The 23,776-nt window shown below is 38.9% G+C and carries 23 protein-coding genes; 3 read left to right on the forward strand and 20 right to left on the reverse strand.

The window, feature by feature from the left end:
• Positions 1–85: 85 nt before the first annotated feature.
• The 11 genes from ABN256_RS04415 to ABN256_RS04465 form a co-directional block, all read right to left on the reverse strand.
• A complete protein-coding gene (locus tag ABN256_RS04415; protein ID WP_340893420.1) occupies positions 86–667 on the reverse strand; it encodes a UbiX family flavin prenyltransferase in 582 nt (193 codons plus the stop codon).
• Between the two features lie 119 nt (positions 668–786).
• On the reverse strand, positions 787–2,304 hold the full coding sequence (gene purF, locus ABN256_RS04420; protein WP_072068629.1) for an amidophosphoribosyltransferase: 1,518 nt from the start codon (positions 2,302–2,304) through the stop codon (positions 787–789).
• A 30-nt stretch (positions 2,305–2,334) separates the two neighbouring features.
• The gene (gene cvpA, locus ABN256_RS04425) at positions 2,335–2,826 is read right to left on the reverse strand and encodes a colicin V production protein (RefSeq protein WP_023581692.1); all 492 of its coding nucleotides are present in this window, start codon (positions 2,824–2,826) and stop codon (positions 2,335–2,337) included.
• 184 nt (positions 2,827–3,010) lie between these two features.
• Positions 3,011–3,643, reverse strand: a complete 633-nt coding sequence (gene dedD / locus ABN256_RS04430; protein WP_197269015.1) for a cell division protein DedD — start codon at positions 3,641–3,643, stop codon at positions 3,011–3,013.
• Positions 3,633–4,931: a bifunctional tetrahydrofolate synthase/dihydrofolate synthase gene (gene folC, locus ABN256_RS04435; RefSeq protein ID WP_349439181.1), complete on the reverse strand. Its 1,299-nt coding sequence runs from the start codon at positions 4,929–4,931 to the stop codon at positions 3,633–3,635. The genes dedD and folC overlap by 11 nt, the downstream gene beginning before the upstream one ends.
• Positions 4,924–5,886 (reverse strand): acetyl-CoA carboxylase, carboxyltransferase subunit beta, encoded by a 963-nt coding sequence (accD, locus tag ABN256_RS04440; protein ID WP_196553772.1) that lies wholly within the window; start codon positions 5,884–5,886, stop codon positions 4,924–4,926. Before accD ends, folC begins: the two co-directional genes overlap by 8 nt.
• 169 nt (positions 5,887–6,055) lie before the next feature.
• A complete protein-coding gene (locus ABN256_RS04445; protein WP_072068633.1) occupies positions 6,056–6,757 on the reverse strand; it encodes a DedA family protein in 702 nt (233 codons plus the stop codon).
• A gap of 24 nt (positions 6,758–6,781) precedes the next feature.
• Entirely contained in the window at positions 6,782–7,666 is an 885-nt protein-coding gene (gene truA / locus ABN256_RS04450; protein WP_115350038.1) for a tRNA pseudouridine(38-40) synthase TruA, read from the reverse strand.
• Positions 7,666–8,676, reverse strand: coding sequence for an aspartate-semialdehyde dehydrogenase (locus tag ABN256_RS04455; protein ID WP_196553773.1), 1,011 nt, complete (start codon positions 8,674–8,676; stop codon positions 7,666–7,668). The genes truA and ABN256_RS04455 overlap by 1 nt, the downstream gene beginning before the upstream one ends.
• Positions 8,677–8,721: 45 nt before the next feature.
• Positions 8,722–9,864, reverse strand: coding sequence for a 4-phosphoerythronate dehydrogenase PdxB (pdxB, locus tag ABN256_RS04460; protein ID WP_349439183.1), 1,143 nt, complete (start codon positions 9,862–9,864; stop codon positions 8,722–8,724).
• A gap of 149 nt (positions 9,865–10,013) precedes the next feature.
• Positions 10,014–10,796, reverse strand: coding sequence for an AraC family transcriptional regulator (locus ABN256_RS04465; protein WP_072068636.1), 783 nt, complete (start codon positions 10,794–10,796; stop codon positions 10,014–10,016).
• Positions 10,797–10,917: 121 nt separating this feature from the next.
• Between ABN256_RS04465 and ABN256_RS04470 the strand changes: the two genes are divergently transcribed.
• On the forward strand, positions 10,918–11,838 hold the full coding sequence (locus ABN256_RS04470; RefSeq protein ID WP_072068637.1) for a DMT family transporter: 921 nt from the start codon (positions 10,918–10,920) through the stop codon (positions 11,836–11,838).
• 565 nt (positions 11,839–12,403) lie between these two features.
• Here ABN256_RS04470 and fabB read toward each other — a convergent pair.
• Complete coding sequence (gene fabB, locus ABN256_RS04475; protein WP_072068638.1) at positions 12,404–13,615, reverse strand: beta-ketoacyl-ACP synthase I; 1,212 nt, start codon at positions 13,613–13,615, stop codon at positions 12,404–12,406.
• Positions 13,616–13,820: 205 nt separating this feature from the next.
• On the opposite strand from fabB, the gene mnmC reads away from it, so the two are divergent.
• Positions 13,821–15,872: a bifunctional tRNA (5-methylaminomethyl-2-thiouridine)(34)-methyltransferase MnmC2/FAD-dependent 5-carboxymethylaminomethyl-2-thiouridine(34) oxidoreductase MnmC1 gene (mnmC, locus tag ABN256_RS04480; protein ID WP_196553775.1), complete on the forward strand. Its 2,052-nt coding sequence runs from the start codon at positions 13,821–13,823 to the stop codon at positions 15,870–15,872.
• A 77-nt stretch (positions 15,873–15,949) separates the two neighbouring features.
• Here mnmC and ABN256_RS04485 read toward each other — a convergent pair whose 3' ends face one another.
• The 7 genes from ABN256_RS04485 to prmB form a co-directional block, all read right to left on the reverse strand.
• Positions 15,950–16,501, reverse strand: a complete 552-nt coding sequence (locus ABN256_RS04485) for a GNAT family N-acetyltransferase (protein ID WP_196553776.1) — start codon at positions 16,499–16,501, stop codon at positions 15,950–15,952.
• A gap of 98 nt (positions 16,502–16,599) precedes the next feature.
• On the reverse strand, positions 16,600–17,496 hold the full coding sequence (locus tag ABN256_RS04490) for a hypothetical protein (RefSeq protein WP_072068641.1): 897 nt from the start codon (positions 17,494–17,496) through the stop codon (positions 16,600–16,602).
• Positions 17,497–17,823: 327 nt separating this feature from the next.
• Positions 17,824–18,096: a YfcL family protein gene (locus ABN256_RS04495; protein WP_072068642.1), complete on the reverse strand. Its 273-nt coding sequence runs from the start codon at positions 18,094–18,096 to the stop codon at positions 17,824–17,826.
• A gap of 153 nt (positions 18,097–18,249) precedes the next feature.
• Complete coding sequence (locus ABN256_RS04500) at positions 18,250–18,804, reverse strand: elongation factor P hydroxylase (RefSeq protein WP_072068643.1); 555 nt, start codon at positions 18,802–18,804, stop codon at positions 18,250–18,252.
• Between the two features lie 18 nt (positions 18,805–18,822).
• Positions 18,823–19,623 carry a sulfite exporter TauE/SafE family protein gene (locus ABN256_RS04505; RefSeq protein WP_072068644.1) on the reverse strand — a complete coding sequence of 267 codons (801 nt, stop codon included), beginning with the start codon at positions 19,621–19,623 and terminating at the stop codon, positions 18,823–18,825.
• A gap of 173 nt (positions 19,624–19,796) precedes the next feature.
• Positions 19,797–20,882: a chorismate synthase gene (gene aroC / locus ABN256_RS04510; RefSeq protein WP_196553777.1), complete on the reverse strand. Its 1,086-nt coding sequence runs from the start codon at positions 20,880–20,882 to the stop codon at positions 19,797–19,799.
• Positions 20,883–21,086: 204 nt separating this feature from the next.
• Entirely contained in the window at positions 21,087–22,016 is a 930-nt protein-coding gene (gene prmB, locus ABN256_RS04515; RefSeq protein ID WP_196553778.1) for a 50S ribosomal protein L3 N(5)-glutamine methyltransferase, read from the reverse strand.
• Between the two features lie 590 nt (positions 22,017–22,606).
• On the opposite strand from prmB, the gene smrB reads away from it, so the two are divergent.
• Entirely contained in the window at positions 22,607–23,149 is a 543-nt protein-coding gene (gene smrB / locus ABN256_RS04520) for an endonuclease SmrB (protein ID WP_349439186.1), read from the forward strand.
• A gap of 79 nt (positions 23,150–23,228) precedes the next feature.
• On the opposite strand, the gene sixA is transcribed toward smrB, so the two are convergent.
• Positions 23,229–23,702 (reverse strand): phosphohistidine phosphatase SixA, encoded by a 474-nt coding sequence (gene sixA / locus ABN256_RS04525; protein WP_072068648.1) that lies wholly within the window; start codon positions 23,700–23,702, stop codon positions 23,229–23,231.
• Positions 23,703–23,776: the final 74 nt, after the last annotated feature.

The raw sequence follows: 23,776 nt of genomic DNA on the forward strand, positions 1-23,776 counted from the left end.
AGGTGTAGCTAGGCGACAAGTGAGTGAGTACAGTCAACAACGCTACAACTTGAAGTATGACGAGTAATAAGTATGGCGAATATACTTAGCGAGCTGGCTTATCCCCTTCCCATCTTTGAAATAAATCATCAGGCAAATCAATCTCAAACTGATCGAGTACACGGTTAACCGTTTGATTGACAATATCATCAATGGTTTTAGGCTGAAAATAGAAAGCTGGAACTGGTGGCATAATCACTGCACCTAATTCGGACGCTTGTGTCATTAAGCGCAAATGGCCTAAATGCAAAGGCGTTTCACGTACACATAGCACCAATTTACGCCCTTCTTTCAGCACAACATCTGCAGCACGAGTGACTAAAGTATCGGTATAACTATGAACAATGCCAGATAAACTTTTAATTGAGCAAGGTAAAATCACCATCCCATTGACACGAAACGATCCTGAAGAAATTGACGCACCAATATCGCGATCGTCATAAATCACATCTGCTAAAGCATGGATATCTTTTAACGAATAATCAGTTTCTAATGAAATAGTACGGCGAGCAGCTTGGCTAATCACTAAATGGGTTTCAACTGACGGTACAGATTTCAGAATTTCTAATAAACGTATACCGTAAATTGCACCACTGGCACCGCTTAGCCCAACTATCAGCTTTTTCATTATAATCCTCAGAATATATATCAACATAAATCATTATGATGATTAACTCTCAAAAAACAAGCGCCGATGCAGAACACACTAGCATCGACGCTTTATAAGGGCATTATATTACCGAAAAACTAACCTTCGTTATAGATTTCCAAGTTTTCTATTTCATTTTGATCACGAATTTTATGCTCATCATCACGACGAAGATTTTCTAAATAATCTAGATAATCTTGGTCGATATCTTTCGTTATATAAACACCATCAAAAACAGAACATTCAAACTGACTAATATCAGGATTTTCTTCTTGTACGGCGGCAATTAAATCAGAGAGATCTTGGAAGATAAGACCATCAGCACCAATTAATTTACGAATTTCATCCACTTCACGTCCATGGGCTATAAGCTCATTAGCATTTGGCATATCAATACCATACACATTAGGGAAGCGAACTTCTGGTGCTGCTGAAGCAAAATAGACTTTCTTCGCCCCTGCTTCTCTTGCTAACTCGACGATTTGCTCTGACGTTGTGCCACGAACAATAGAGTCATCAATCAATAAAACATTTTTATCACGAAACTCTGCACGATTTGCATTCAATTTACGTCTTACTGATTTACGACGTTCTTGTTGGCCGGGCATAATAAAAGTACGCCCCACATAGCGATTTTTTACAAAGCCTTGGCGATACGGCTTATTAAGAATATGAGCGATCTCTAATGCGATATCACAAGAAGTTTCAGGAATAGGAATGACGACATCAATCTGTAAATCTTCCCACTCTTTCGCAATTTTAGCGCCTAATTTTTGCCCCATACGCAAACGTGCGTTGTAAACAGAAATTTTATCAATAAAGGAATCTGGGCGAGCAAAATAAACATACTCAAACAGACAAGGCATTAATTGTGGATTTTCAGCACATTGGCGGGTAAAGAGTTGTCCTTGTTCTGTGATATAAACCGCTTCACCAGGTGCAACATCACGCAAGAATTCAAAACCTAAAGTATCTAATGCAACGCTTTCAGATGCGACCATATATTCATGACGACCATCTTCTAATGTACGTTTACCGAGCACTAAAGGACGAATACCAAAGGGATCACGGAAAGCTAATAAACCATGACCGATAATCAACGCAACGCAAGCATAAGCACCACGTAACTTTTTATGCATTGCGGCGACTGCAGCAAAAATATTATCAGGCTCTAGAGGGAAATGGTCAAAACGGTCTAATTCATATGCCAATACATTAAGCAAGATTTCAGAATCAGAAGTGGTATTGATATGGCGACGCGCTGTTTCAAATAATTGGCGACGTAATAAATGCGCATTGGTTAAATTACCATTATGTGCCAACGTAATACCAAAAGGTGAATTCACATAAAAAGGCTGCGCTTCTGATGCACTAGAACTACCCGCTGTTGGATAACGGACATGCCCTATCCCGATAGTACCTTTTAAACGTAGCATATGACGGGTTTCAAACACATCTTTAACCAGTCCGTTAGCTTTGCGAAGACGGAAACCATTGTTACCGTCTATTGTTGCAATGCCAGCTGCATCTTGACCTCGGTGTTGTAACACCGTTAACGCATCATAAATTGATTGGTTTACTGGATTCGCTCCAGCGATACCGACAATACCGCACATGAATAGATCCTCATCAGCCAGACGGAGAGGTTATATTCTCTCCGACACGAAACTTGACGCATTTTGCAGGTAGTCAAAGAACCACCTAATAATATGGTTGAATTGAGGAATAAGTTCAGAACGTTGCCAATCAGCGCTATCTGCCATAGGCGTAAATGCCCCTAAAACAAACAATAATGCTGACACGATCAGCACGCCTCTTAATGCCCCGAAACAGACCCCCAAAACTCGATCTGTACCTGATAACCCTGTGCGTTGAACAAGAGAGCTAATCACATAGTTCACAACAGCACCAACAATCAGTGTCGCAATAAACAAGGTGACTATTGCAATCCCGTTACGAACCAGCTCATCTTCAAACCGGGTAAAATAGACGGCAAGATAAGGATAAAACTGACTAGCAACAAAGAAACCACAACCCCAGGTGATGAGTGACAATGCTTCACGAACAAAGCCACGGATCAGGCTGACTAATGCGGAAAAACCAATAATGGCAATGATGGCGTAATCTATCCAGACCATAAATTCTTTATCCAATAATGATGCTCCGCATTAATACGGAAGCATTCTAACAGAAAACGAAAACGTTTGCGTAATGCTAATTTTCGCTAATTTCAAAATAATTTACGGCGATATGAAAAATCATAATCGCCGCAATAAGTTAACGCTTTGTTACATCACTCATCTGATGACTCGTTTAGAAAAATTAAGGCTTATATGCCCTTACCTCACCTTGTAAGCCAGTAAGCTCTTTTAAATGGGGCAAAATAGCCTGTAACTCTGACTTAGATGCACTTGGCCCGATGTAAATTCGAGTCATTTGACCAGCAACAGGACGCGCAGGTACGGTATATACCGGGTAACCTGAGAAATGCATTTTCGCAATAATTTCTTCTACCTTCGCCGCATTTTTTAATGCACCTAATTGAACAACCCAAGCTTCACCTTTTGGTGGTTTAGTTTCTTGCACTGGTGGTGCAGGTGGTTGTACAGGTGGCGTGACCACTGGTGGTGCAGGTGTTGGCTGTACTGGTGGCGTAACAGGAACAACGGTTGGCGGTTGTGGTGGTGTTGCCGTAGATTGTTCAACACCAGTGACTGCTTCAGAAAGCATTGCTTCAGAAGCACCTTCTGATGGTGTTGAAGGCGTTGTTGTTTGCTCTATTGGCGCGATAGATTCAATTTCTTGTTCATCGCCCGGCTTTGGTACTAAAGGAATAGCGGCAAATTGGTCTTCGTTATATTTCTTATCGCCGTCAAGCAACGCAGGTAAAAAAATAACCCCTACAGCCACTAATACCACGGCTCCGACTAAGCGATTTTGAAATTTACTCGCCACCCACACTCTCCTTTTCTAATAGTTCCATCACATGTGCGACTGTATGAAATGAGCCACAAACCACAACGATATCATTAGGATTAGCATCGGACATAGCTTGTTTCCATGCTGTTTCTACACTATCAAATATCGATGGGTTTTCAAGATGTTGAGCAAGCACATCCGCTGAAGCGCCACGAAATTCATTAAGTGGAGCTACATACCAACTATCCGTCAATGGCATTAAGCACGCTAATGTTCCTGCAATATCTTTATCGCCCAGCATACCAACAACAATACGCACTTTGGTATCAGACTTACGCGGTAATTGTGATAATTTTTCAGCTAAATATCCTGCCGCATGGGGATTATGGGCCACATCAAAGATAACCAGAGGATGTTGTGAAATTACCTGAAAACGCCCCGGTAATTGTGCACGAGACATGCCTTCAATAATACTTTGATGTGTGATTGCTTGACTAACGTTATCATCAGATTTGAGCAAGCAACGAATAACACCCATCGCGGTCGCCGCATTAGCTAACGGAATATTAGGGATTGGCAACGTATCAAATTCACAATCAGCACACTGCCAATGCCAATGACTGCCATCGATAGCAAAAGACCAATCAGCACCTCGGCAAAAGAGCGTAGCGTGTTTTTCATCAGCCACTTGAGCAATGGATTGTGGCATATCAGGCTCACCGACTACCGCATAATGATTAGCGCGAAAAATACCCGCTTTTTCGTGACCAATATGCTCTCTATCTGCACCTAACCAATCTGTATGATCAAGTGCGATACTGGTGATCGCGGCAATATCAGCATCAACGATATTCGTGGCATCTAATCGCCCCCCTAATCCCACTTCAAGGATCACAACATCAAGCTGTGCTTGCTGAAATAACTTCAGCGCAGCCAGAGTGCCATATTCAAAAAAAGTGAGCGATATATCGCCTCTAGCTTGTTCAATTTCTGCAAAAACTTCACAAAAAGCATCTTCGGAAAGTTCTTTGCCTTGAATACGTACACGTTCTGTGTAGCGAACAAGATGAGGAGAGCTATAAACGCCGACTTTCAATCCTGATGCCATCAAGATTGACTCTAGCATATGACAGGTTGTGCCTTTTCCATTTGTACCTGAAACAGTAATGACTTTAGGTGCAGGGCGTAACACATTTAATATTTTTCCTACCTCGCCTACACGTTCTAACCCCATATCAATGGCGCTTGAATGTAAGTGTTCAAGATAAGAAAGCCACACCGACAGAGGCGATGTGGCTTTAGGAGCAGTTATGATATTAGACATCTTCTTTTTTATTCGTTTCGATGTTAATTTCTGGCTCGTTATCAGCAGATTCGATTTCATCAGCAATCATTTCTTCGCCAATAATTTCATCTTCATCTTCGACTAAATCATATTGAGTCAGCTTAGCCAGTAATTCAGCCAGCTCATCACGCATTTCTGGACGACGAACAATCATATCAATCGCCCCTTTTTCTAACAGAAACTCACTACGTTGGAAACCTGCTGGTAGTTTCTCACGTACAGTTTGCTCAATAACGCGAGGGCCTGCAAAACCAATCAGTGCTTTAGGCTCCGCAACATTAATATCACCTAACATAGCTAAACTTGCAGAAACACCGCCCATTGTAGGATCAGTCATCACTGAGATATAAGGCAAACCACGTTCTTGCATTTTTGCTAATGCGGCACTGGTTTTTGCCATTTGCATTAATGACATCAGCGCTTCTTGCATACGCGCACCGCCACTTGCAGAGAAGCAAACCAGAGGGCAATTATCTTCTAGTGCTTGTTCAACTGCTCGAACAAAACGCGCGCCGACAACAGATGCCATTGAACCGCCCATAAACGCAAATTCAAAAGAAGCAGCAACAACTGGCATCTTTTTCAGAGTGCCTTTCATGACAATTAATGCATCTTTTTCTTGGGTTTGCTTTTGAGCAGCACTAATTCTGTCTTTATATTTTTTGGAGTCGCGGAATTTCAGAATATCTTTAGGTTCTAATTCACTACCTAATTCTGTGGTACTTCCTGTATCAAGGAAAGTCTCAAGGCGACGGCGCGCTGAAATGCGCATATGGTGATCACATTTAGGGCAAACCTCTAAATTACGCTCTAATTCTGCGCGATAGAGTACCTGTCCACAGCTATCACATTTAGTCCAAACCCCTTCTGGGATATTGGCTTTACGTGAACTTGTGATAGTGCTTTTATTTAGAATTTTTTCAATCCAGCTCATTAACGGACCTTTTCGTCTGAATCTGACCTTCGCCAGTAATATTATTGTGAGCGTATCAACCACAATGCACTGGCTGTGTGGTTAGCAAAGTTTATGATGATACCGCTTACTGAATTTCAGCGCATCTCTTTATTATGGCTATTCTACGGCAAAAACTAATGATAACTGCTCAAACCTCTTTGCTATCATTTTCTTTCTTCGCTTTTGCGCTCGCTCTGCGATGGCGTATGATCTCAATGACGCCCGGTAAAATAGAAATAACAATAATGGCAACAATTAGCAATTTTAAGTTCTTTTGAACTATATCTAAGTCACCAAAAAAGTATCCCGCATAAGTAAATAGCAGTACCCATGCAATTGCCCCAGTAACATTATAAAAGGCAAAATGACGATATGACATTTTTCCCATTCCTGCAACGAATGGCGCAAAAGTTCGGATAATCGGCACAAATCTTGCCAAAATAATCGCTTTACCACCATGTTTTTCATAAAAAGCATGGGTTTTATCCAGATATTCACGACGGAAAATACGTGAATTAGGCTTACTAAATAGCTTTTCGCCAAAAAGTCGCCCTATAGAATAATTCACTGCATCACCTAAAATCGCGGCACAAAGCAACAGTAAAACAATAATATGGACATTCACATCATTGGTATCTAAAGAAGCTAAAGCACCAGCAACAAACAGCAATGAATCACCAGGTAAAAATGGTGTTACCACCAGCCCCGTTTCACAAAAAACAATCAGAAACAAAATGGCATAGACCCATGTACCATATTGTGCGACAAGCTCTGCTAAATGCGCATCAATATGCAAAATAAAATCAATTAGAAATTTTATCAAATCAACAAATTGCGTTAATATTTCCATAAATCCTCAGAGAACTGGGTGTTTTTATGATTGAGATATCTCAATAGGGTTATCCGCTAAAAATAGTGGGCCCATTGCTGGTTTTGGTAATTCAAAATGCTCAGGATAATCCACTGCCACTAAATACAAACCATTTGCTTTAGCTGTTGCCGCGGCTTTGGTTCTGTCTTTTAGGGCTAATAATTCAGCCATCCAAGTAATATCCTGATTGCCACACCCTATTTCTAAAAGGCTACCGACAATATTTCGCACCATATGGTGTACAAAAGCATTCGCTTTAATATCCACCACAACATAATCACCATATCGAGAAACGTTAACATGCATAACGTTACGCCATGGCGTTCGTGATTGACATTGAACCGCTCTAAAAGAGGTAAAATCATTTTCACCCAGTAAACATTGTGCGGCCTGATGCATACGCCCAGCATCTAAAGGATAATGAAAATGCGTCACACCAGATGATAATATAGCCGGACGGTAGCGATGATTAAAAATCACATAACGATAACGTCTTGCCGTTGCACTAAAACGTGCATGGAAATCATCAGAAACCGTTTTTACCCAACGCACAGCGATATCCGCAGGTAAATGGGTATTAACACCCATAGTCCATGCGGGATCTTTACGATGTGCGGTTGTTTCAAAGTGGACAACTTGCCCCGTTGCATGAACTCCAGCATCTGTTCTTCCGGCACAAAAAACTGATATGGGTTCATTAGCCACTTGTGAAAGCGCTTTTTCTAACCGTTCTTGTACACTGCGCACTTCATTTTGACGTTGCCAGCCATAATAACGGCTACCATCATACTCAATGCCTAACGCAATTTTGATTGTTGTGCTTTCAGAAATAACCGTTGACTCAGTCAAGGGTTGTTCTGTTACTTCAGCACTCACTGGCGCATTCATTAGTAAAACTGCTCCTGCATTAATTGCTCTGCTACTTCAACAGCCATTAATGCCCCACCAAAGCGCACATTATCTGCTACTGACCAAAATTGTAAGGCTTCTGGCATACCATAATCATTACGGAAGCAACCTAAATTTAGGCTCACATTCCCCGAAGCATCGGTCACTTGTGTTGGAAAATCATTTTCATCACTGATACTCAAATCTTCATTTTCTTGCAATGTTTCACGCGCTTCATCGCAGCCCATTGGGCGTGATGTTTCTAATTGCACTGATTGCGCATTACCATAGAAAACTGGAGCCTGTAATGTTGTGACTGAAATTGGAAGGCCTTCGTCTTGTAAGATTTTACGAATTTGGTCAACCATGCGACGTTCTTCTTCTACGGAGCCTTCGTCATCAACCATAAGAGGTAGAATATTAAAGGCCAGTTGCTTATTAAAGCGGCCTAATTCAGGTGGAACACCATTGAGCAAACGCGCACTTTGTCCAGCAAGTTCATCAACCGCTTGTTTTCCCAAACGGGAGACAGACATTAAATTGGTCACGCTAAGACGAGATAAACCAGCGGCTTCTGTTAATGGATTAATTGCACGTAACAATTGGCTTACCATGCTGTCAGCAATAGAAACGATATTACGGGTGCGGTATTCTGCAAGCATTGAGCTATTCACACCAGGGACAATCAGTGGTACATCCCAATCCATGGCAAATACACCACTACAATCAATGACGATACAGCCTGAGTCTGCTGCTTGCTGTGCATATTGCGCACTAATTTCTGTCGAGGCCGCAAAGAAAGCTAATTGAATATCTGCCCATTCGATATTGTGAATACCTTGAACTGCAACACTTTTACTGTTTACACGCACAGATTTTCCAATGCTGTCTTCACTCGCAATTGCCGTCAGTTCACCAATGGGAAATTCACGCTCTTGCAACAGCTCTAAAATAGCTTCACCAACAGCACCTGTTGCACCAACAACAGCAATATTCCAACCTTCTCCCATAAGATATCCTCCAATATCGTAAAATTTTTAAAATAATATTTTGCTTTATTTGTGTGTAGCACTTTTATATGTAGCACTAAAGCCAATTGCATTTAATGTGTTAGCCGTGGTTTGATTATCACAAATTACATGCAGTGAAGACCACTCACGACGCACAGGATAAAATTTGCGTAATTTATCAAACTCGCCTTTTATTCCTGCCACTTTTCGTAACGGGGCATCATCACGACGCACATCATAAACAAGATGAATAAGTTGTTTTAAAAGTGTTTGTGTTAACTCACCTTGTACTGAAATGGTAGAAATAGTAGGGGCAGGCAATAGTGTTGATAACTCAACTTTTTGAGGTCGCCCAATAAAATCACAATAAGCTTCAAAAACTTGAGTTGTACCGCGCGCCTTACCTTCTAAGGTATAACCTGCAATATGTGGTGTTGCGATATCAACTTTATTTAATAACGCAATAGAGAGATCTGGCTCCGGCTCCCAAACATCCAATACAACACGTAAGGATTTTCCTTTCTCAAGTACAGACAATAATGCTTGATTATCAATAACCTCACCACGGCTCGCATTAATTAAAATGTGTCCTTCAGGTAATTTTTCGAGGTTGCTCTCATTAATTAAATGATAACTTTTGTATGGACCTGATTTATTGAGGGGTGTATGGAAAGTCAAAATGTCCGCTTTTTCTAATAGCGTTTCCAATGAATGAAATTCTTCATTATCACCGTTATCTGCTCTAGGTGGATCGCAAAGTAATACATTTACACCCAATGCGCGTAAACGTGTAGCTAACCGCCCACCGACATTGCCCACACCCACAATACCAACAACTTTATCAGTTAATTGAAAGCCATCTTGCTCTGCGAGTATCATCAGTGCAGAAAATACATATTCTACAACAGCAATAGCATTACAACCTGGTGCTGATGAAAAGCCAATTTGTTGTTGTTCTAACCATGCAATATCCACATGATCAAAACCGGCCGTTGCCGTTCCAACAAATCTCACTGGCTTGCCTGATAATAAGGATTCATTGACTTTAGTAATCGATCTCACCATTAAGGCATCAGAATCATTAAGTTCATCAATAGGTAAAGGACGACCAGAAACCGCTTTTACCTCACCTAATTGGCGGAAAAGCTGTTCCGCATAAGGCATGTTTTCATCAACCAGAATTTTCACTGTGTTATCTCACTGATTTGGTATTTATGTGTGTAAACAATCAATCGAAAAATAAATTTAAGCGTCCTATTTTGCCACTTATTAACAACAAAGCCTATTATTGACAGTAAAATCTGCCTAGATTTTAAGTAAATATATGAAAAGAAGACTTAGCAATTGGGTAATCTGCGAAAACGTTCTGGTGTTGTACCAGCAAATTGTTGAAACATCGCAATAAATGAAGACGAAGAGCTATATCCCACATCAAATGCAATTTCATTCACACTTTTTCCTTGTTCTAATAAAGAAATTGCATGTAAAAAACGTAAGCGCTTACGCCATTCACTAAAAGACATGCCAAGCTCTTGTTGGCAACGACGAGAGAGTGTTCTCTCTGAGGTATAACGTTTTTTAGCCCATTCTTCTAACGAAGTATTATCAGCCGGATTCTGCTCTAGTGCAGAAAGTATTGGAGCAAGTAATTTATCTTTAGACGAAGGTAAGTAAGTATGATGGATCGGCGAAGCTTTAAGTTGATCTATCAACACTTGTGCTAAGCGAAAATCTTCTTCTGTTTGTGGTTTACAGACACCGCGATGAAAAAAATCAGAAAATATAGTTGAAAAAATAGCACTTAATTGAATTAAACACGGCTTATCTAACAAACCTTCACACCAACTTGGTGCAATATCTAGTACCTTAAAAGAGAGTGTCTTTTTGTTATAACTGGCATGCCCTACATTTTTAGGTATCCACACACTAAATTCAGGGGGTGCTAAAAATCGCTGTCCTCCAGCTTCTAAATCCATGACACCTGAAATCACATAAAGCAACTGACCAAAGTCATGTTGATGATAAATAAACTCCGTTTCAGCTAATAGTTGCTCATCACGAAATCGCACTGTATCTGGATCAGACAATAACCATTGCATTTTTTGTTGTTCAATTGTCATCTTTATGTTGTTCTCTTGTCATGTTGTCTTTATTGGCCTATCTGTTGTCTGGTTTTCATTATATATATCTAATCAGACAGGCTTACAATAGCGACCTGGTTTAAAAATAGATGTGAGAACAATGAAAAACGCAATTTTTCCGCTTTTAGCGGTTCTGATCTGGTCCATTAATGCCGTCGTCAATAAAGCAGCTGCGTCTGTTATCGATCCTGCGGCTATCTCTTTTTATCGTTGGTTTCTCGCCTTTTTAATTATGACGCCTTTTTTGATCATGCCTGTTTGGCACCATCGTAAAACCGTCAAACAATATTGGTGGAAATTATTTATCCTTGGTGCATTAGGAATGGTGATGTACCAGAGTTTAGCTTATTATGCTGCACATTATGTTAGCGCCACCTTTATGGGTATCTTGAACTCACTGATCCCATTACTAACTGTCATTATCAGTATTTTTGTTTTACGCGTTGTGCCTACTATTGGAATAGTACTTGGTACTGTGCTTTCAATTAGTGGTTTAGTCTGGCTAATTAGTCGTGGAGAACCTTCTCAGTTACTTTCTCAAGGATTGGGATATGGCGAGCTAATGATGTTTATTGCTTCGGCATCTTACGCGCTTTATGGCGTTTTAACAAAACGGTGGTCTATCGCACTACCTAATTGGCAATCACTTTATGTTCAAATTGGGTTTGGTGTTCTGTTATTATTACCAAACTTCTTTCTTGCCGAAAGCGTGGCATTAACGAAAGACAATATTGGATTAGTGATTTTCGCGGGTATTGGCGCTTCTATTCTTGCACCTTACCTGTGGATCTTAGGTGTGATGAAATTAGGTGCGAATACAACCTCTATTTTTATGAACCTAATGCCATTATTTACAGCAATGATTGCGATCGCACTTCTTGGTGAAGAAATGCATAGTTATCATTTAGTGGGTGGTGGTATTGTGTTATTAGGTGTGCTCTTAGTGCAACAACTTAGAACACCACTAAATTTCCGACGTCAGTCTGCGACGAAAAAAGCAGATTGTCATCAGGAGATGTGAGTCAATGTCAAAAAGACAACAATAAAAAAATGCCGGCTAAATTCTTAGCCGGTCACATTCATGATGTTAGATTTAATAAATAAAACTGACATTAAGAAATCAAAGTATAAAATATAAAGTAATACAAGTATCCGAGGCAAACATTACCAACTTTTATATTAAATAGCTTCTACTTATTTGTAATAAAATAATCCAGATCAATTTTTTACAGCTCTTTTTGTCCTATTAGTCCTTTCTATTAACCTAACTCCATATAAAACAAAACATTTAATAATTTTAGTTACAATTAAATTAAACGATTGAAATAAAATACGATTAATTTTATTTAATATTTTAAAACAATAACTTACTAGAAACCGTCTATTTTATTAGAATAATAAAATAAGTAACTATTAGGACGGGTATTTTTAAAGATTATTTATATAATCTTTTTTTAATAGTTCTTATTCGAAAAACATCTTTATTAGAATAATAATTTATTTTACCTTGTGAATTTAAAATAAAAAGGCAAGCTCCATTAAAATGAAGCCTGCCTTTTTTAACAAGAAAATATAAGTATAACTAACTAGTTTTTATATTTACTCATTACTAATGAAGCATTAGTACCGCCAAAACCAAAGCTATTTGACATTACAGTGTTCAACTTTTGTTCTGTTGGCTGAGTAATGATATTCATACCCAGTGCTTTATCATCTAATTCTTCAATATTAATGCTTGGCGCAATAAAATCATGCTCTAACATCAACAAGCTATAAATTGCCTCATGTACACCAGCCGCACCTAATGAGTGGCCGGTCATCGCTTTAGTGGCTGAAATAGCTGGTGTATGTGTGCCAAATACTTCAGTGATAGCTTCCAGTTCTTTTAAATCACCTACTGGCGTTGAAGTGCCATGTGTATTGATATAATCAACTTTCTCAACATCTTGCATTGCCATTTGCATACAACGCACAGCACCTTCACCAGAAGGAGCAACCATATCTGCACCATCGGAAGTCGCGCCATAGCCTACAACTTCAGCATAAATATGTGCCCCACGCGCTAATGCGTGCTCTAACTCTTCAACAACCACAATACCGCCACCACCAGCGATAACAAAACCATCACGGTTTTTATCGTAAGTACGAGAAGCTTTACTTGGTGTTTCGTTATATTTCGTTGAAAGTGCACCCATTGCGTCAAATTCGCAGGTCATTTCCCAACTTAATTCTTCACCACCACCAGCAAATACAACGTCTTGTTTGCCTAATTGGATAAGTTCAACGGCATGGCCAATACAGTGTGCTGATGTTGAACAAGCAGAACTGATTGAATAGTTAACGCCTTTAATTTTAAAAGGTGTTGCTAAACACGCTGAAACACCTGATGCCATTGCACGAGTCACCATATAAGGACCTACGCCACGTAGACCTTTTGCTCTCATGCCATCAGAACCTTGAACCTGATTACGTGGAGAACCACCACCAGACCCTACGACTAAACCTGAACGAATATTAGAAACTTGGTCTTCACTCAGACCTGAATCTGCTATTGCTTCTTGCATAGATAAATAGGCATAAACCGATGCGTCGCTCATAAAACGGCGGATTTTACGGTCAATAAGACCTTCAGTATCAAGCTTAACGTTGCCCCAAATGTGGCTACGAAGCCCCATCTCTTTAAATTCTTCTGAGAAAGTTATCCCGGAACGGCCTTCCTTTAAAGAATCCAGCACTTCTTTCTGGTTATTACCAATGCTCGAAACAATACCCAGACCCGTGATCACTGCGCGCTTCATTCATACCTCTTTACAATAATAGTTGTAGCTGCGGGATTTCTGAGTAGCACTCTAGCGTACAGTTGTACGCTGAACAAGTCCGATCAGGATCTTTTTTACAAAAATGCAGATAAGCTGATAAAACACTTTCCCCTTAAAGGCTGGTACAACCTAGCTAACAGCGCTAAGATATTAGACAATATCTTAGAGAAATACAGGCAGTTCCGTGAATAATAGCCCAATAAATACCGCATCTTTAAGTTGGAATGAACTTGGTACGCCTATCTCAGAACAATTTGGCGATATTTACTTTTCAAACCAAGATGGCCTAGAGGAAACACGACACGTATTCTTACAGGGAAATCATTTTCCATTACGTTTTGGTACACATGTACGCTCTGAATGTGTTATTGCAGAAACAGGGTTTGGCACTGGGCTGAATTTTTTAACACTGTGGCAAGCATTTGAGCAATTTAGGCAAGCATCACCTAACGCATGTTTAAAGCGCCTTCACTATGTTAGCTTTGAAAAGTTCCCTCTCAAAAAAAATGATTTACAATCCGCACATTACCATTGGCCTGAACTTGAAAAATATTCAAAAGCACTTTGTTCTCAATGGCCATTACCCATTGCTGGTTGCCACCGTATTATTCTCGCAGATGGAGCAATTACACTAGATTTATGGTTTGGTGATATCAACACATTGTTACCACAAACTCGCCAAGCACTACACAATAAAGTAGATGCATGGTTTCTCGATGGCTTTGCCCCTTCTAAAAATCCACAAATGTGGAGTGAAACACTCTTTCAATCCATGGCTGATTCAATGAGAGAAAATGGTACATTTTCGACATTTACTGCTGCGGGTATTGTCAAGCGAGGCTTGCAAAGTGTTGGGTTTGAGATAAAAAAAATCAAAGGGTTTGGGCAAAAAAGAGAGATGCTAACAGGTGTATTCCCTCATCCTCTCTCTCCCGAACATCTACCTTATTATGCACGACCTCATGCAACACAAGCACAAAATATTGCTATTATAGGCGGTGGTATTGCTAGCACCTTTATCGCGCTTTCTTGCTTAAGAAGAGGTGCTAAAGTCACCTTATATTGTGAAGATAAACATCCCGCAACAAATGCATCAGGTAATCGACAAGGTGTTTTATATCCTTTGTTAAATGGTAAGTCAGACGAAATAGAGCAATTTTTTACAACCGCATTCTTATTTGCTCGACGTACCTATGACAATCTAAGCCAAGCTGGCATTATGTTTTCTCACCAATGGTCTGGTGTTGCTCAACTTATTTATAATGATAAAGTGCGAAAAAAAGCAGAGCGAATAATTAATCATTCTGCTTTTTTTCACGAAATAGCTTGTTACCTTTCTCAAGATGAAATAAATGCCCAGTGCGGATTAGATATGAATTACGAAGGGCTTTTTTATCCGCAATCTGGCTGGCTCTCTCCCACTGAATTAACGACTCAAACACTAAAACATGCTCAACAACTGGGTTTAATACTGCATTTTAATCATCAAGTTACGCAGATAATGCGACACGGTTCATCTTGGTGCTTAGATATCGTTCATCATAGCGATGATCATGTGACACAAATTCAATCACAACATGACTGCGTGATTTTGGCAAATGGACATCGAATTACCGACTTTACTCAAAGTGCAAAATTACCTGTTAGTGCGGTCAGAGGCCAAGTTAGTCATATTCCAACAACAAAGACACTATCAAAATTAAAAACAGTACTTTGTTATGATGGCTATTTTACGCCTGTTGATAATCAAGATAAATTACATTGTGTTGGTGCAAGCTTTCGCCGAGATAGGTTAGACTTTACGATTTCCCGTGAGGAGCAAGAAGACAATCAATATCATCTTACGCACTGCCTAGCTAAAACTCCTTGGTGCTTTGATGTCGATTTTAGCCAAAACAATGCGCGAGTGGGTATTCGTTGTACAATACGCGATCATCTACCGCTATTAGGTGAAGTACCTGACTTTGAAAACCTGCTATTAGCATACACTCATTTAGATAGGTTTAAGCGTAGAAGACAAACGCCCGTTTTAGCACCCGCTTATCATCAGCTTTATATCATCAGTGCATTAGGCTCTCGTGGATTATGTTCAGCACCATTATCAGCTGAAATTCTTGCAAGCCAAATTTTTGATGAACCATTCCCAGTTGAAGATAGCGTGTTGAATGCCTTACACCCTAATCGTTTTTGGGTAAGACCTTTACTACGCGGAAAAGCGATTGAAGTTAAAAAGTAGTATATCCAATTAGCGTATAAGCAACCACTTTAGGTTGCTTAGCTTATTTTTTAACGGTTTATTTTTAATGTTACAACCTAATAAATCTTACACCTCATTGCACAGCGAGTTTCCTTCACAAAGCCCCCTATTTCGACTTCATCGTCTAAGATTTTTTGCAAAGAATGTGGAACTTCGTTTTCTGGCAAAATAGAAAAACCTAAGCGTTGATAATACGGAGCATTCCAAGGAACATGACGAAACGTTGTCAACGTAACGGTACTGAATTGGCGCGCCTTTGCTTCGTCTTTGGCTTTTTGAATAAGTAATTTACCAATTCCGTTATTTTGCCAATCTTGACTGACAGAAAGTTCATGAATAAATAAACTATCAGGCAATGTTTGCATCATAATAAATCCCACAGGTTCATTGTCGTGATTTACCGCGACCCAATGTCCATGTTGGTTAATAAATTCTAGATGTGCTTCAATCCCTTGGACATCACTTTCGCTGATCCACTTTAAGTCTTCTAATGTGCTAAAAAGTTGCCCTGCAGATTGCTCAATCATCGGTAATTTAATGGCATCATCAATTTGTGTTTGGCGAAGTGTAATACTATTATTTTTTATTTTATTTTGTTTGATTGTCATATCTATTTCCAGTTCTGTACTTTGATACTTCGATAGTTAAACTTATTAAAAAGCCATCCTATTGGATGGCTTACATAATAATTGATACTTTGGATATCTTATTGTTTAGGCAAAATACCGTAAGATTGGAACTTTCCACTCTCTTCAATGAAGCGATTGTAGTATTTATTATCTTCTACTGAATCTTTCACTACTCTATTCGCATACGCGCTAGAAACAGCCAGTGTTGCATTATGAAGTTTATCTTTTAATACACGGTGGATCTTCGGATCTTCACTTTCCTGAATTTGATTTAAAAGCAACACAAGCTCTTCTGCTTCAGCTTGAATATCAGGATCAGTAAATTCTGCTATCGGTAGCATGTAATCTAAATTGAGATTCACTGAATCGTTATACTCATCTTCTTGTGTAAATGGATTTAAATCTTTAGCGTACTCAGCAGAAATATATTTAATAAATTCTGGTTTATCAAAACACTTATTTTTTATGCCACCGTCATTATTTTTATTACGTGTACGAATTTCATTAGGAAATGGCTCTCCTAGAGGGTAAGTACATTGAAAGGTATTACCATCAATTAATGTAGCATTAGTGCTACGTACGGGGAGTTCAAACTCATAACCATTAATAATCAGTGGGTAGTCAACTGTTTTAAATTGGTCTGTTTTCCCTTTCACTGCATACACTTCAGAAAGAGTGTAGTACATGAAATTATCAGGGTTTAATATGCCACCATTATTGTTGTCATAAACCATAAAAAGGGCATTATTGCCCGCACTGTCTTTCAAGTTATGTTCACCAGGCGACAATGTAATATAGCCATTTTTACCAGGCTCAACCTGATATTCTTTACCATCAACACTAAAGCTGATCATATTTTCGCTTGGATTACTGTAATAAAATTTATTTTTTTTATTATCTAAATCAATTTGATCACAAGCAGATAAAAATAAAAAGGCACTCGTAAGTAAGCTTATTTTAAAGAAATTTTTCATCGTATCGTTATCCTTATCATAAATATTCTATGCAAATCATTTGCATCCCGAGAAACATTCCTAAAAAACATTTAAAAGTAATTTTACAGAAATGGCAAGGTGTTACAAAAGATAGCACTATTATGCTTAATCAATGAGAGATACATCGACTTTGAAAAATCAAATAAATACAATTGATAAATAGTAAGGATTAATTTTTGACTAAATACTCACCTTTTTCAACAGCAAATATCTTAAATATGACTTAAGTGTCATTATTTTAATGAGATTTTAAGAAAGAAAAAACAACCGATTGTACCGGTTGTTCTCTTAGGTAGGCATATAAAATTAATTAATTGAATTAACTAAATCATGCCACGTAGATAATACTAATGCTTGATCAGGTGGCGATAGCTCACCTGCTTTTATTGCCTTTTGAATGCTCTCTTCCACACGCGCTCTTAGCGCTTCTAATTGTGTGTTGTTTTCTTGCTCAAGCTCAGCAATAGCCAGTGTTATATGGCCTTGTAAATATCCACCAGCAAATAACTCATCGTCAGTAGCATGTTCAACACGGCTATCAATTCTATCTAACAAGTACGTTTCATACTCAGAAAGCATTATTTATCCTCAATATATAATGTTGCTGCATTCAACATCTGCCCTACATTATCAATGCAGTGAAATATATGATACAGCAACCTTACTACATCAGACTCCACCCTATCGGGTAAAACCTTCACAATGGATAAGCGATGGTTATTCTCGCAATCCTTAATTAACTAAAGGGTTTTCCTGATAAGGAAACATCTCTTCCGTTAGCTCTGGGGTATTGTAAAACAAATGTAACGCATTAATAAATAGCTGAGCACGAGGTGGCGTATTTTTATCTCGTAAATAAGCAAGCACTTGTTCTCTGACCTTGTTTCTAAACTCATAGCGATCAGGCTCAAAGTTACCTTCTAGATTGTCACAACTGACATTAAAAGGATAACCCGCAGCTTGGCAAAATAACCAATCCAATGCTTGAGGTTTAATCTCTACCACCTCAAACTGCCCTTGCGTCGTTTCGTCGCGTCCATCTGGACAATACCAGTAACCATAATCAACTTGTTGACGGCGAGCCGCGCCAGCAATACACCAGTGTGAAATTTCATGTAATGCACTCGCATAAAAGCCATGAGCAAAAATGATTTGGTGATAAGGTGTCTCTTCATTTGCTGGCAAATAAATCGGCTCATCATCCCCTTTGACTAAACGGGTTTGAAAACTTTCGCTAAAACATTGATTAAAGATATCAATTAACTGTTGATAATGATGTGCTGACATTTAAAAAACCATTTATTCCTAATTAAAAAGTGCAGAGAACCAAAGTGCAATAGTATCGCCATGATTGTCATTAATGAGTTTGATACTCATCAAGAAGGAGATAATGACCAGCATAGGCCTTATTAATTTTTGCCCTTTCGTTAAAACCAAGCCTGCACCTAAGCGAGCACCAATAAATTGCCCACAAAGCATAACTAAACCAAGAGTCCAAATAACTTGCCCACCAATAATAAAAAATAATAGGGACCCAAAATTAGAGGTGAAATTGAGTAACTTTGCATGAGCCGTCGCTTTTGAGAGATTATACCCAAGTAACATGACATAACCTAAAGCGAAAAAAGAACCTGTACCAGGCCCAAAAATACCATCATAAAAACCCACGCCTCCGCCTAATATTGCGCCAAATGTATAGTAACCAATACGTTGTTTACTATCTTGGGCACCAATTGACGGAGTAAGAAGAAAATAGAGACCAATAGCAATAGTGAGAATAGGAAGCGCTTGTTTAAGAACCTCAGGGTTAATGAATTGCACCAACATAGCGCCAGAAACAGCACCAATAAAGGTCATTAAAATCGCAAATCGTTGGGATTTTAAATCAATAACCCGGCGACGTATAAAATAGAGTGTTGCAGAAAATGAACCACCAACAGATTGCAGTTTATTGGTTGCAAGCGCTTGTACTGGTGAAATACCGACCGAAAGTAAAGCCGGAATAGTAATTAAACCTCCACCACCAGCAATTGAATCTATAAAACCCGCAATTAAAGCAACAAAGAAGAGAAGTAGGTAGATGCCATCTGAAAAGAGCCAATCCATTTATCTATCCGAATTATCAGAAATGAAAGGACGTGTTGCTGTTTCTTTCGTTTATTTATTTTCAAGAGAGTAACAGCAACACGGTCTGAGCATAATAAAATTAGGCGCTCACACCTTTAAAGCTAACATCAAACTTACTACAGCTTATCAACCACGTTATTGATGTAGAATGATTACCATTGCATTAAAGGTGGTACAACATCACCGCACTGACCACGCTGGCGCAATGCATGATCGAGTAATACAATCGCCATCATCGCTTCTGCGATTGGAATAGCGCGTATTCCCACACAAGGATCATGACGCCCCTTAGTTATCATATCGACTTCCTCACCGTCACGATTAATTGTTTTGCCTGCAATCGTGATGCTAGAGGTCGGTTTTAATGCGATATGGGCAATAATTGGCTGACCACTGCTAATTCCACCTAAAATCCCACCAGCATGATTACTGGTAAAACCATCCTTAGTGATTTCATCTCGGTTCTCTGTACCTTTTAAGGTTACAACACCAAAACCATCACCAATTTCTATACCCTTAACGGCATTAATACTCATCAATGCATGTGCTAAATCAGCATCTAATCGATCAAAGACAGGTTCACCAAATCCAGCAGGTACACCTTGTGCAACAACGGTGACTTTTGCACCAATGGAATTGCCTTCTTTTTTAAGTGCGCGCATATATTCATCAAGTGCATCTAAACGCGAAGGATCAGGACAAAAAAATGGATTACTTTCGACAATAGACCAATCAACAAGATCACACGTAATTGGCCCTAATTGAGATAGATAACCTCGAACTTCGATACCAAATTTCTCTTTTAGGTATTTTTTTGCAATTGCACCTGCAGCAACGCGCATTGCTGTCTCACGAGCAGAAGATCGTCCACCGCCACGATAATCACGTAAGCCATATTTTTGTTCATAGGTATAATCCGCATGACCAGGGCGAAAAACATCTTTGATTTCACTGTAATCTTGAGAGCGTTGGTCGGTGTTTTCAATCAATAAACCGATGCTAGTTCCTGTTGTGACACCATTAAATACACCCGATAAAATACGGACTTGATCAGGCTCACGACGTTGTGTGGTATAACGTGAAGTGCCTGGTCTGCGTCTATCAAGATCAACCTGTAAGTCTGCTTCTGTTAGAGGGAGTCCAGGAGGTACACCATCAACAATGCAACCTAATGCAACGCCATGAGACTCACCAAAAGTCGTCACTCTGAACAATTGTCCGATACTGTTTCCTGCCATCCCTTTATTCCTATCTTTTACTGTGTGATGTTATCAATATGTTATTTGCAATAAATAACAATCTACCGTCTCATTGCTGTTACATCAACGATTATCAGTAGGACGTGTTGATCTTTTTGCTTGTTTTTACAACAAGAGAAGCATGTAAAGCAACCTGTTCAACGATGATGGTCATTGATTTATATTAACAATGACCATCAAAGATCAATTCGCCCTAGAAAAACGATCTGAATATTCGACGAGCTGTTCGCGAGTCAGCATAAAGACACCAAGCCCCCCATTATCAAACTCAAGCCATGTAAACGGAACGTCTGGGAATTGTTCGATAAGATGAACCATGCTGTTTCCCACTTCACACACAAGAACACCTTTTTCACTTAAATATTCAGGGGCTTTTAGTAAAATTTGGCGTGTAATATCAAGACCATCAATACCTGATGCCAATGCTAATTCTGGTTCAACCTGGTATTCATCTGGTAAATCGCCCATATCTTCAACATCAACATAAGGCGGATTTGTCACAATAATATCGTAAGGCGTTGGAACAATAGCGTTAAACAAATCAGATTGCATAGGGTAAACACGATGAGCTAGGCCGTGGTTTTCAATATTAAATTCTGCCACTTCCAGAGCATCTACAGAAATATCAACCGCATCCACTTCTGCATCTTCAAATTCATGCGCACATGCTATGGCGATACAACCACTTCCGGTACATAAATCAAGAATACGTGTTGGTTCTTGCTGGATTAAACCATCAAAGTGGTTATTGATTAATTCACCAATAGGAGAACGAGGAATAAGCACACGTTCATCAACATAAAATTCATGACCGCAGAACCAAGCACGATGAGTTAAATAAGGAACAGGGATCTTTTGCTCAATTCGACTTTCTATCAGAGTAATGATTTCCATTTTTTCAGAGGTTGTTAATTTTGTCGATAACAGCGCATCTGGAATATCTAAAGGAAGTGCAATAGTTGGTAATACAAGCTGTAATGCTTCATCCCATGCGTTATCTGTGCCATGACCATAATAAATGTCAGATGAATTAAACTGACTCATAGCCCAACGTAGCATATCTAGGATAGTGCTTAAATCAGCAACTGCTTCCTCTTTTAGTGTTATATCCAAAATGGTTGTCCTCTGAAGAAATAGAAAGTCTGTAGTTTGCCATGAAGATGGTGATAAATCAGCGGGAAACCGTAAAAAAACATAACAACGTTATCAGTACGGCTTATACCAACACACTTATTATGGTTTTATACTTCAGTCATAGAATAAAAAGCAAAATATACGAACTACTTAAAATTAAAATTTAGTGTTTTATACTTTTAATTTAAGTTTTATTAGCAAGAATGCAAAACCAAGCCATACTTAATACATGAAAGAATTAACTGTATACCAATATGCGCCTAAAGATGTTTTTTCATTCAATATGCAGTCACTTGATAACAAATACATAATTTTTGAAGACTTTTTTGATATCTTTTTATCGTAGTTTTACTACAACCGTAAGATATATAAAAGTTTATGTTCCACAGATGTTCTGAACAAAGCAACTTGTTAATCACCTCGTATTTGCTAGCTATGTGACTATTTCGGCAGGGTAAATACCCTGCCTTTTTTTATGCCAAATTTATAACCTATACTTTTTTATCTCTGGCACTATTTCATGTACTATTACCATATAAAAACAGTAACACTATGAAGAATCATAAAAAATGAATAAAAAATTTTCACTGCCATCTTCTGAAATTGAGTTATTTCAGGAAATGATAAAAGGCACAAAGAAATTATCTCAAGATAAAATACTTCACTCGCCAAAACGTAAAAAAGTAACACACTACGCTGTTGAACGTTTGCAACAAGAGCAAGTTGATGCTTCATATTATTTTTCTGATGAATTTCAACCTAATTTAGCAACAGAAGGCCCAATGCGCTACTTAAGAGAAGGCGCAAATGCTTATGAATTGAAAAAACTACGTCGTGGCGATTATGTTCCTGAATTTTTTCTCGATTTACATGGTTTAACACAATTAATTGCCAAACAAGAGATTGGTGCTTTGATTGCAGCCTGTAGGCGAGAGCACGTTTACTGTGCCTGTATTATGCATGGCCATGGCAAACATATTTTAAAACAACAAACACCACTTTGGTTAGCACAGCATCCAGATGTCATTGCGTTTCATCAAGCGTCAAAAGAATGGGGAGGTGATGCCGCGTTATTAGTATTAGTCGAAAATGATGATATTGCCCGCCGTTGACGTATCAGTTATCCCAATTATTAACCCTTAAATCACCCGAATGGTGAAATAAGGCGTTAATTATTTTTATTGGACTAATTTATTTTAATGTTGAGGGTGAGACTTGCCATACCAACTCCCCAACACCTTTTGACAAATCAAAATCAACACAAGCTATCGTCGATGTTGAAAACATAGGTGCACACACTGCAGGGCACAATTCAGCCACAACATAGCCGACTAAAGGCAAATGGGATATAACCAAAATATTTTGATACCCCGTATCCCCTAGCGCACGTAAATAATGAGCAATATGTGACGGATTACCACCAGGAATAAGCCCTTCATCGGTTTCTACTTTGCTTGGTAGCGCTAAATCTGTTTTTACAGCCTCTAATGTTTGTTGAGCTCGTAAATAAGGGCTAACTAAAACATAATCGATTGTATGTCCTTGCGTTGTCATCCATTCAGCCATTTTTATTGATTCACTTCTTCCACGCTCAGTCAGTGGTCGTAGTGCGTCGCTTGCAGCATCAAGCGCTGCTTCTCCGTGGCGCATAATAAAAATTTGCATAGTAAATTATTAAACCTATTTTATTTTTTGTAATTACTGACATTAACGTTTTTAAAATAGTTAATCTAATCAAG

Source organism: Proteus sp. fly-1008 (assembly GCF_040140305.1).
GTDB classification, from domain to species: domain Bacteria; phylum Pseudomonadota; class Gammaproteobacteria; order Enterobacterales; family Enterobacteriaceae; genus Proteus; species Proteus vulgaris_B.

Excerpts from the sequence above, each read along its gene's own strand:
- ABN256_RS04415 (WP_340893420.1), bottom strand. The coding sequence starts at position 667 with ATGAAAAAGCTGATAGTTGGGCTAAGCGGTGCCAGTGGTGCAATTTAC.
- purF (WP_072068629.1), bottom strand. The coding sequence starts at position 2,304 with ATGTGCGGTATTGTCGGTATCGCTGGAGCGAATCCAGTAAACCAATCA.
- cvpA (WP_023581692.1), bottom strand. The coding sequence starts at position 2,826 with ATGGTCTGGATAGATTACGCCATCATTGCCATTATTGGTTTTTCCGCA.
- folC (WP_349439181.1), bottom strand. The coding sequence starts at position 4,931 with ATGTCTAATATCATAACTGCTCCTAAAGCCACATCGCCTCTGTCGGTG.
- accD (WP_196553772.1), bottom strand. The coding sequence starts at position 5,886 with ATGAGCTGGATTGAAAAAATTCTAAATAAAAGCACTATCACAAGTTCA.
- ABN256_RS04445 (WP_072068633.1), bottom strand. The coding sequence starts at position 6,757 with ATGGAAATATTAACGCAATTTGTTGATTTGATAAAATTTCTAATTGAT.
- truA (WP_115350038.1), bottom strand. The coding sequence starts at position 7,666 with ATGAATGCGCCAGTGAGTGCTGAAGTAACAGAACAACCCTTGACTGAG.
- ABN256_RS04455 (WP_196553773.1), bottom strand. The coding sequence starts at position 8,676 with ATGGGAGAAGGTTGGAATATTGCTGTTGTTGGTGCAACAGGTGCTGTT.
- ABN256_RS04465 (WP_072068636.1), bottom strand. The coding sequence starts at position 10,796 with ATGACAATTGAACAACAAAAAATGCAATGGTTATTGTCTGATCCAGAT.
- ABN256_RS04470 (WP_072068637.1), top strand. The coding sequence starts at position 10,918 with ATGAAAAACGCAATTTTTCCGCTTTTAGCGGTTCTGATCTGGTCCATT.
- fabB (WP_072068638.1), bottom strand. The coding sequence starts at position 13,615 with ATGAAGCGCGCAGTGATCACGGGTCTGGGTATTGTTTCGAGCATTGGT.
- ABN256_RS04485 (WP_196553776.1), bottom strand. The coding sequence starts at position 16,501 with ATGACAATCAAACAAAATAAAATAAAAAATAATAGTATTACACTTCGC.
- ABN256_RS04490 (WP_072068641.1), bottom strand. The coding sequence starts at position 17,496 with ATGAAAAATTTCTTTAAAATAAGCTTACTTACGAGTGCCTTTTTATTT.
- ABN256_RS04495 (WP_072068642.1), bottom strand. The coding sequence starts at position 18,096 with ATGCTTTCTGAGTATGAAACGTACTTGTTAGATAGAATTGATAGCCGT.
- ABN256_RS04500 (WP_072068643.1), bottom strand. The coding sequence starts at position 18,804 with ATGTCAGCACATCATTATCAACAGTTAATTGATATCTTTAATCAATGT.
- ABN256_RS04505 (WP_072068644.1), bottom strand. The coding sequence starts at position 19,623 with ATGGATTGGCTCTTTTCAGATGGCATCTACCTACTTCTCTTCTTTGTT.
- aroC (WP_196553777.1), bottom strand. The coding sequence starts at position 20,882 with ATGGCAGGAAACAGTATCGGACAATTGTTCAGAGTGACGACTTTTGGT.
- smrB (WP_349439186.1), top strand. The coding sequence starts at position 22,607 with ATGAATAAAAAATTTTCACTGCCATCTTCTGAAATTGAGTTATTTCAG.
- sixA (WP_072068648.1), bottom strand. The coding sequence starts at position 23,702 with ATGCAAATTTTTATTATGCGCCACGGAGAAGCAGCGCTTGATGCTGCA.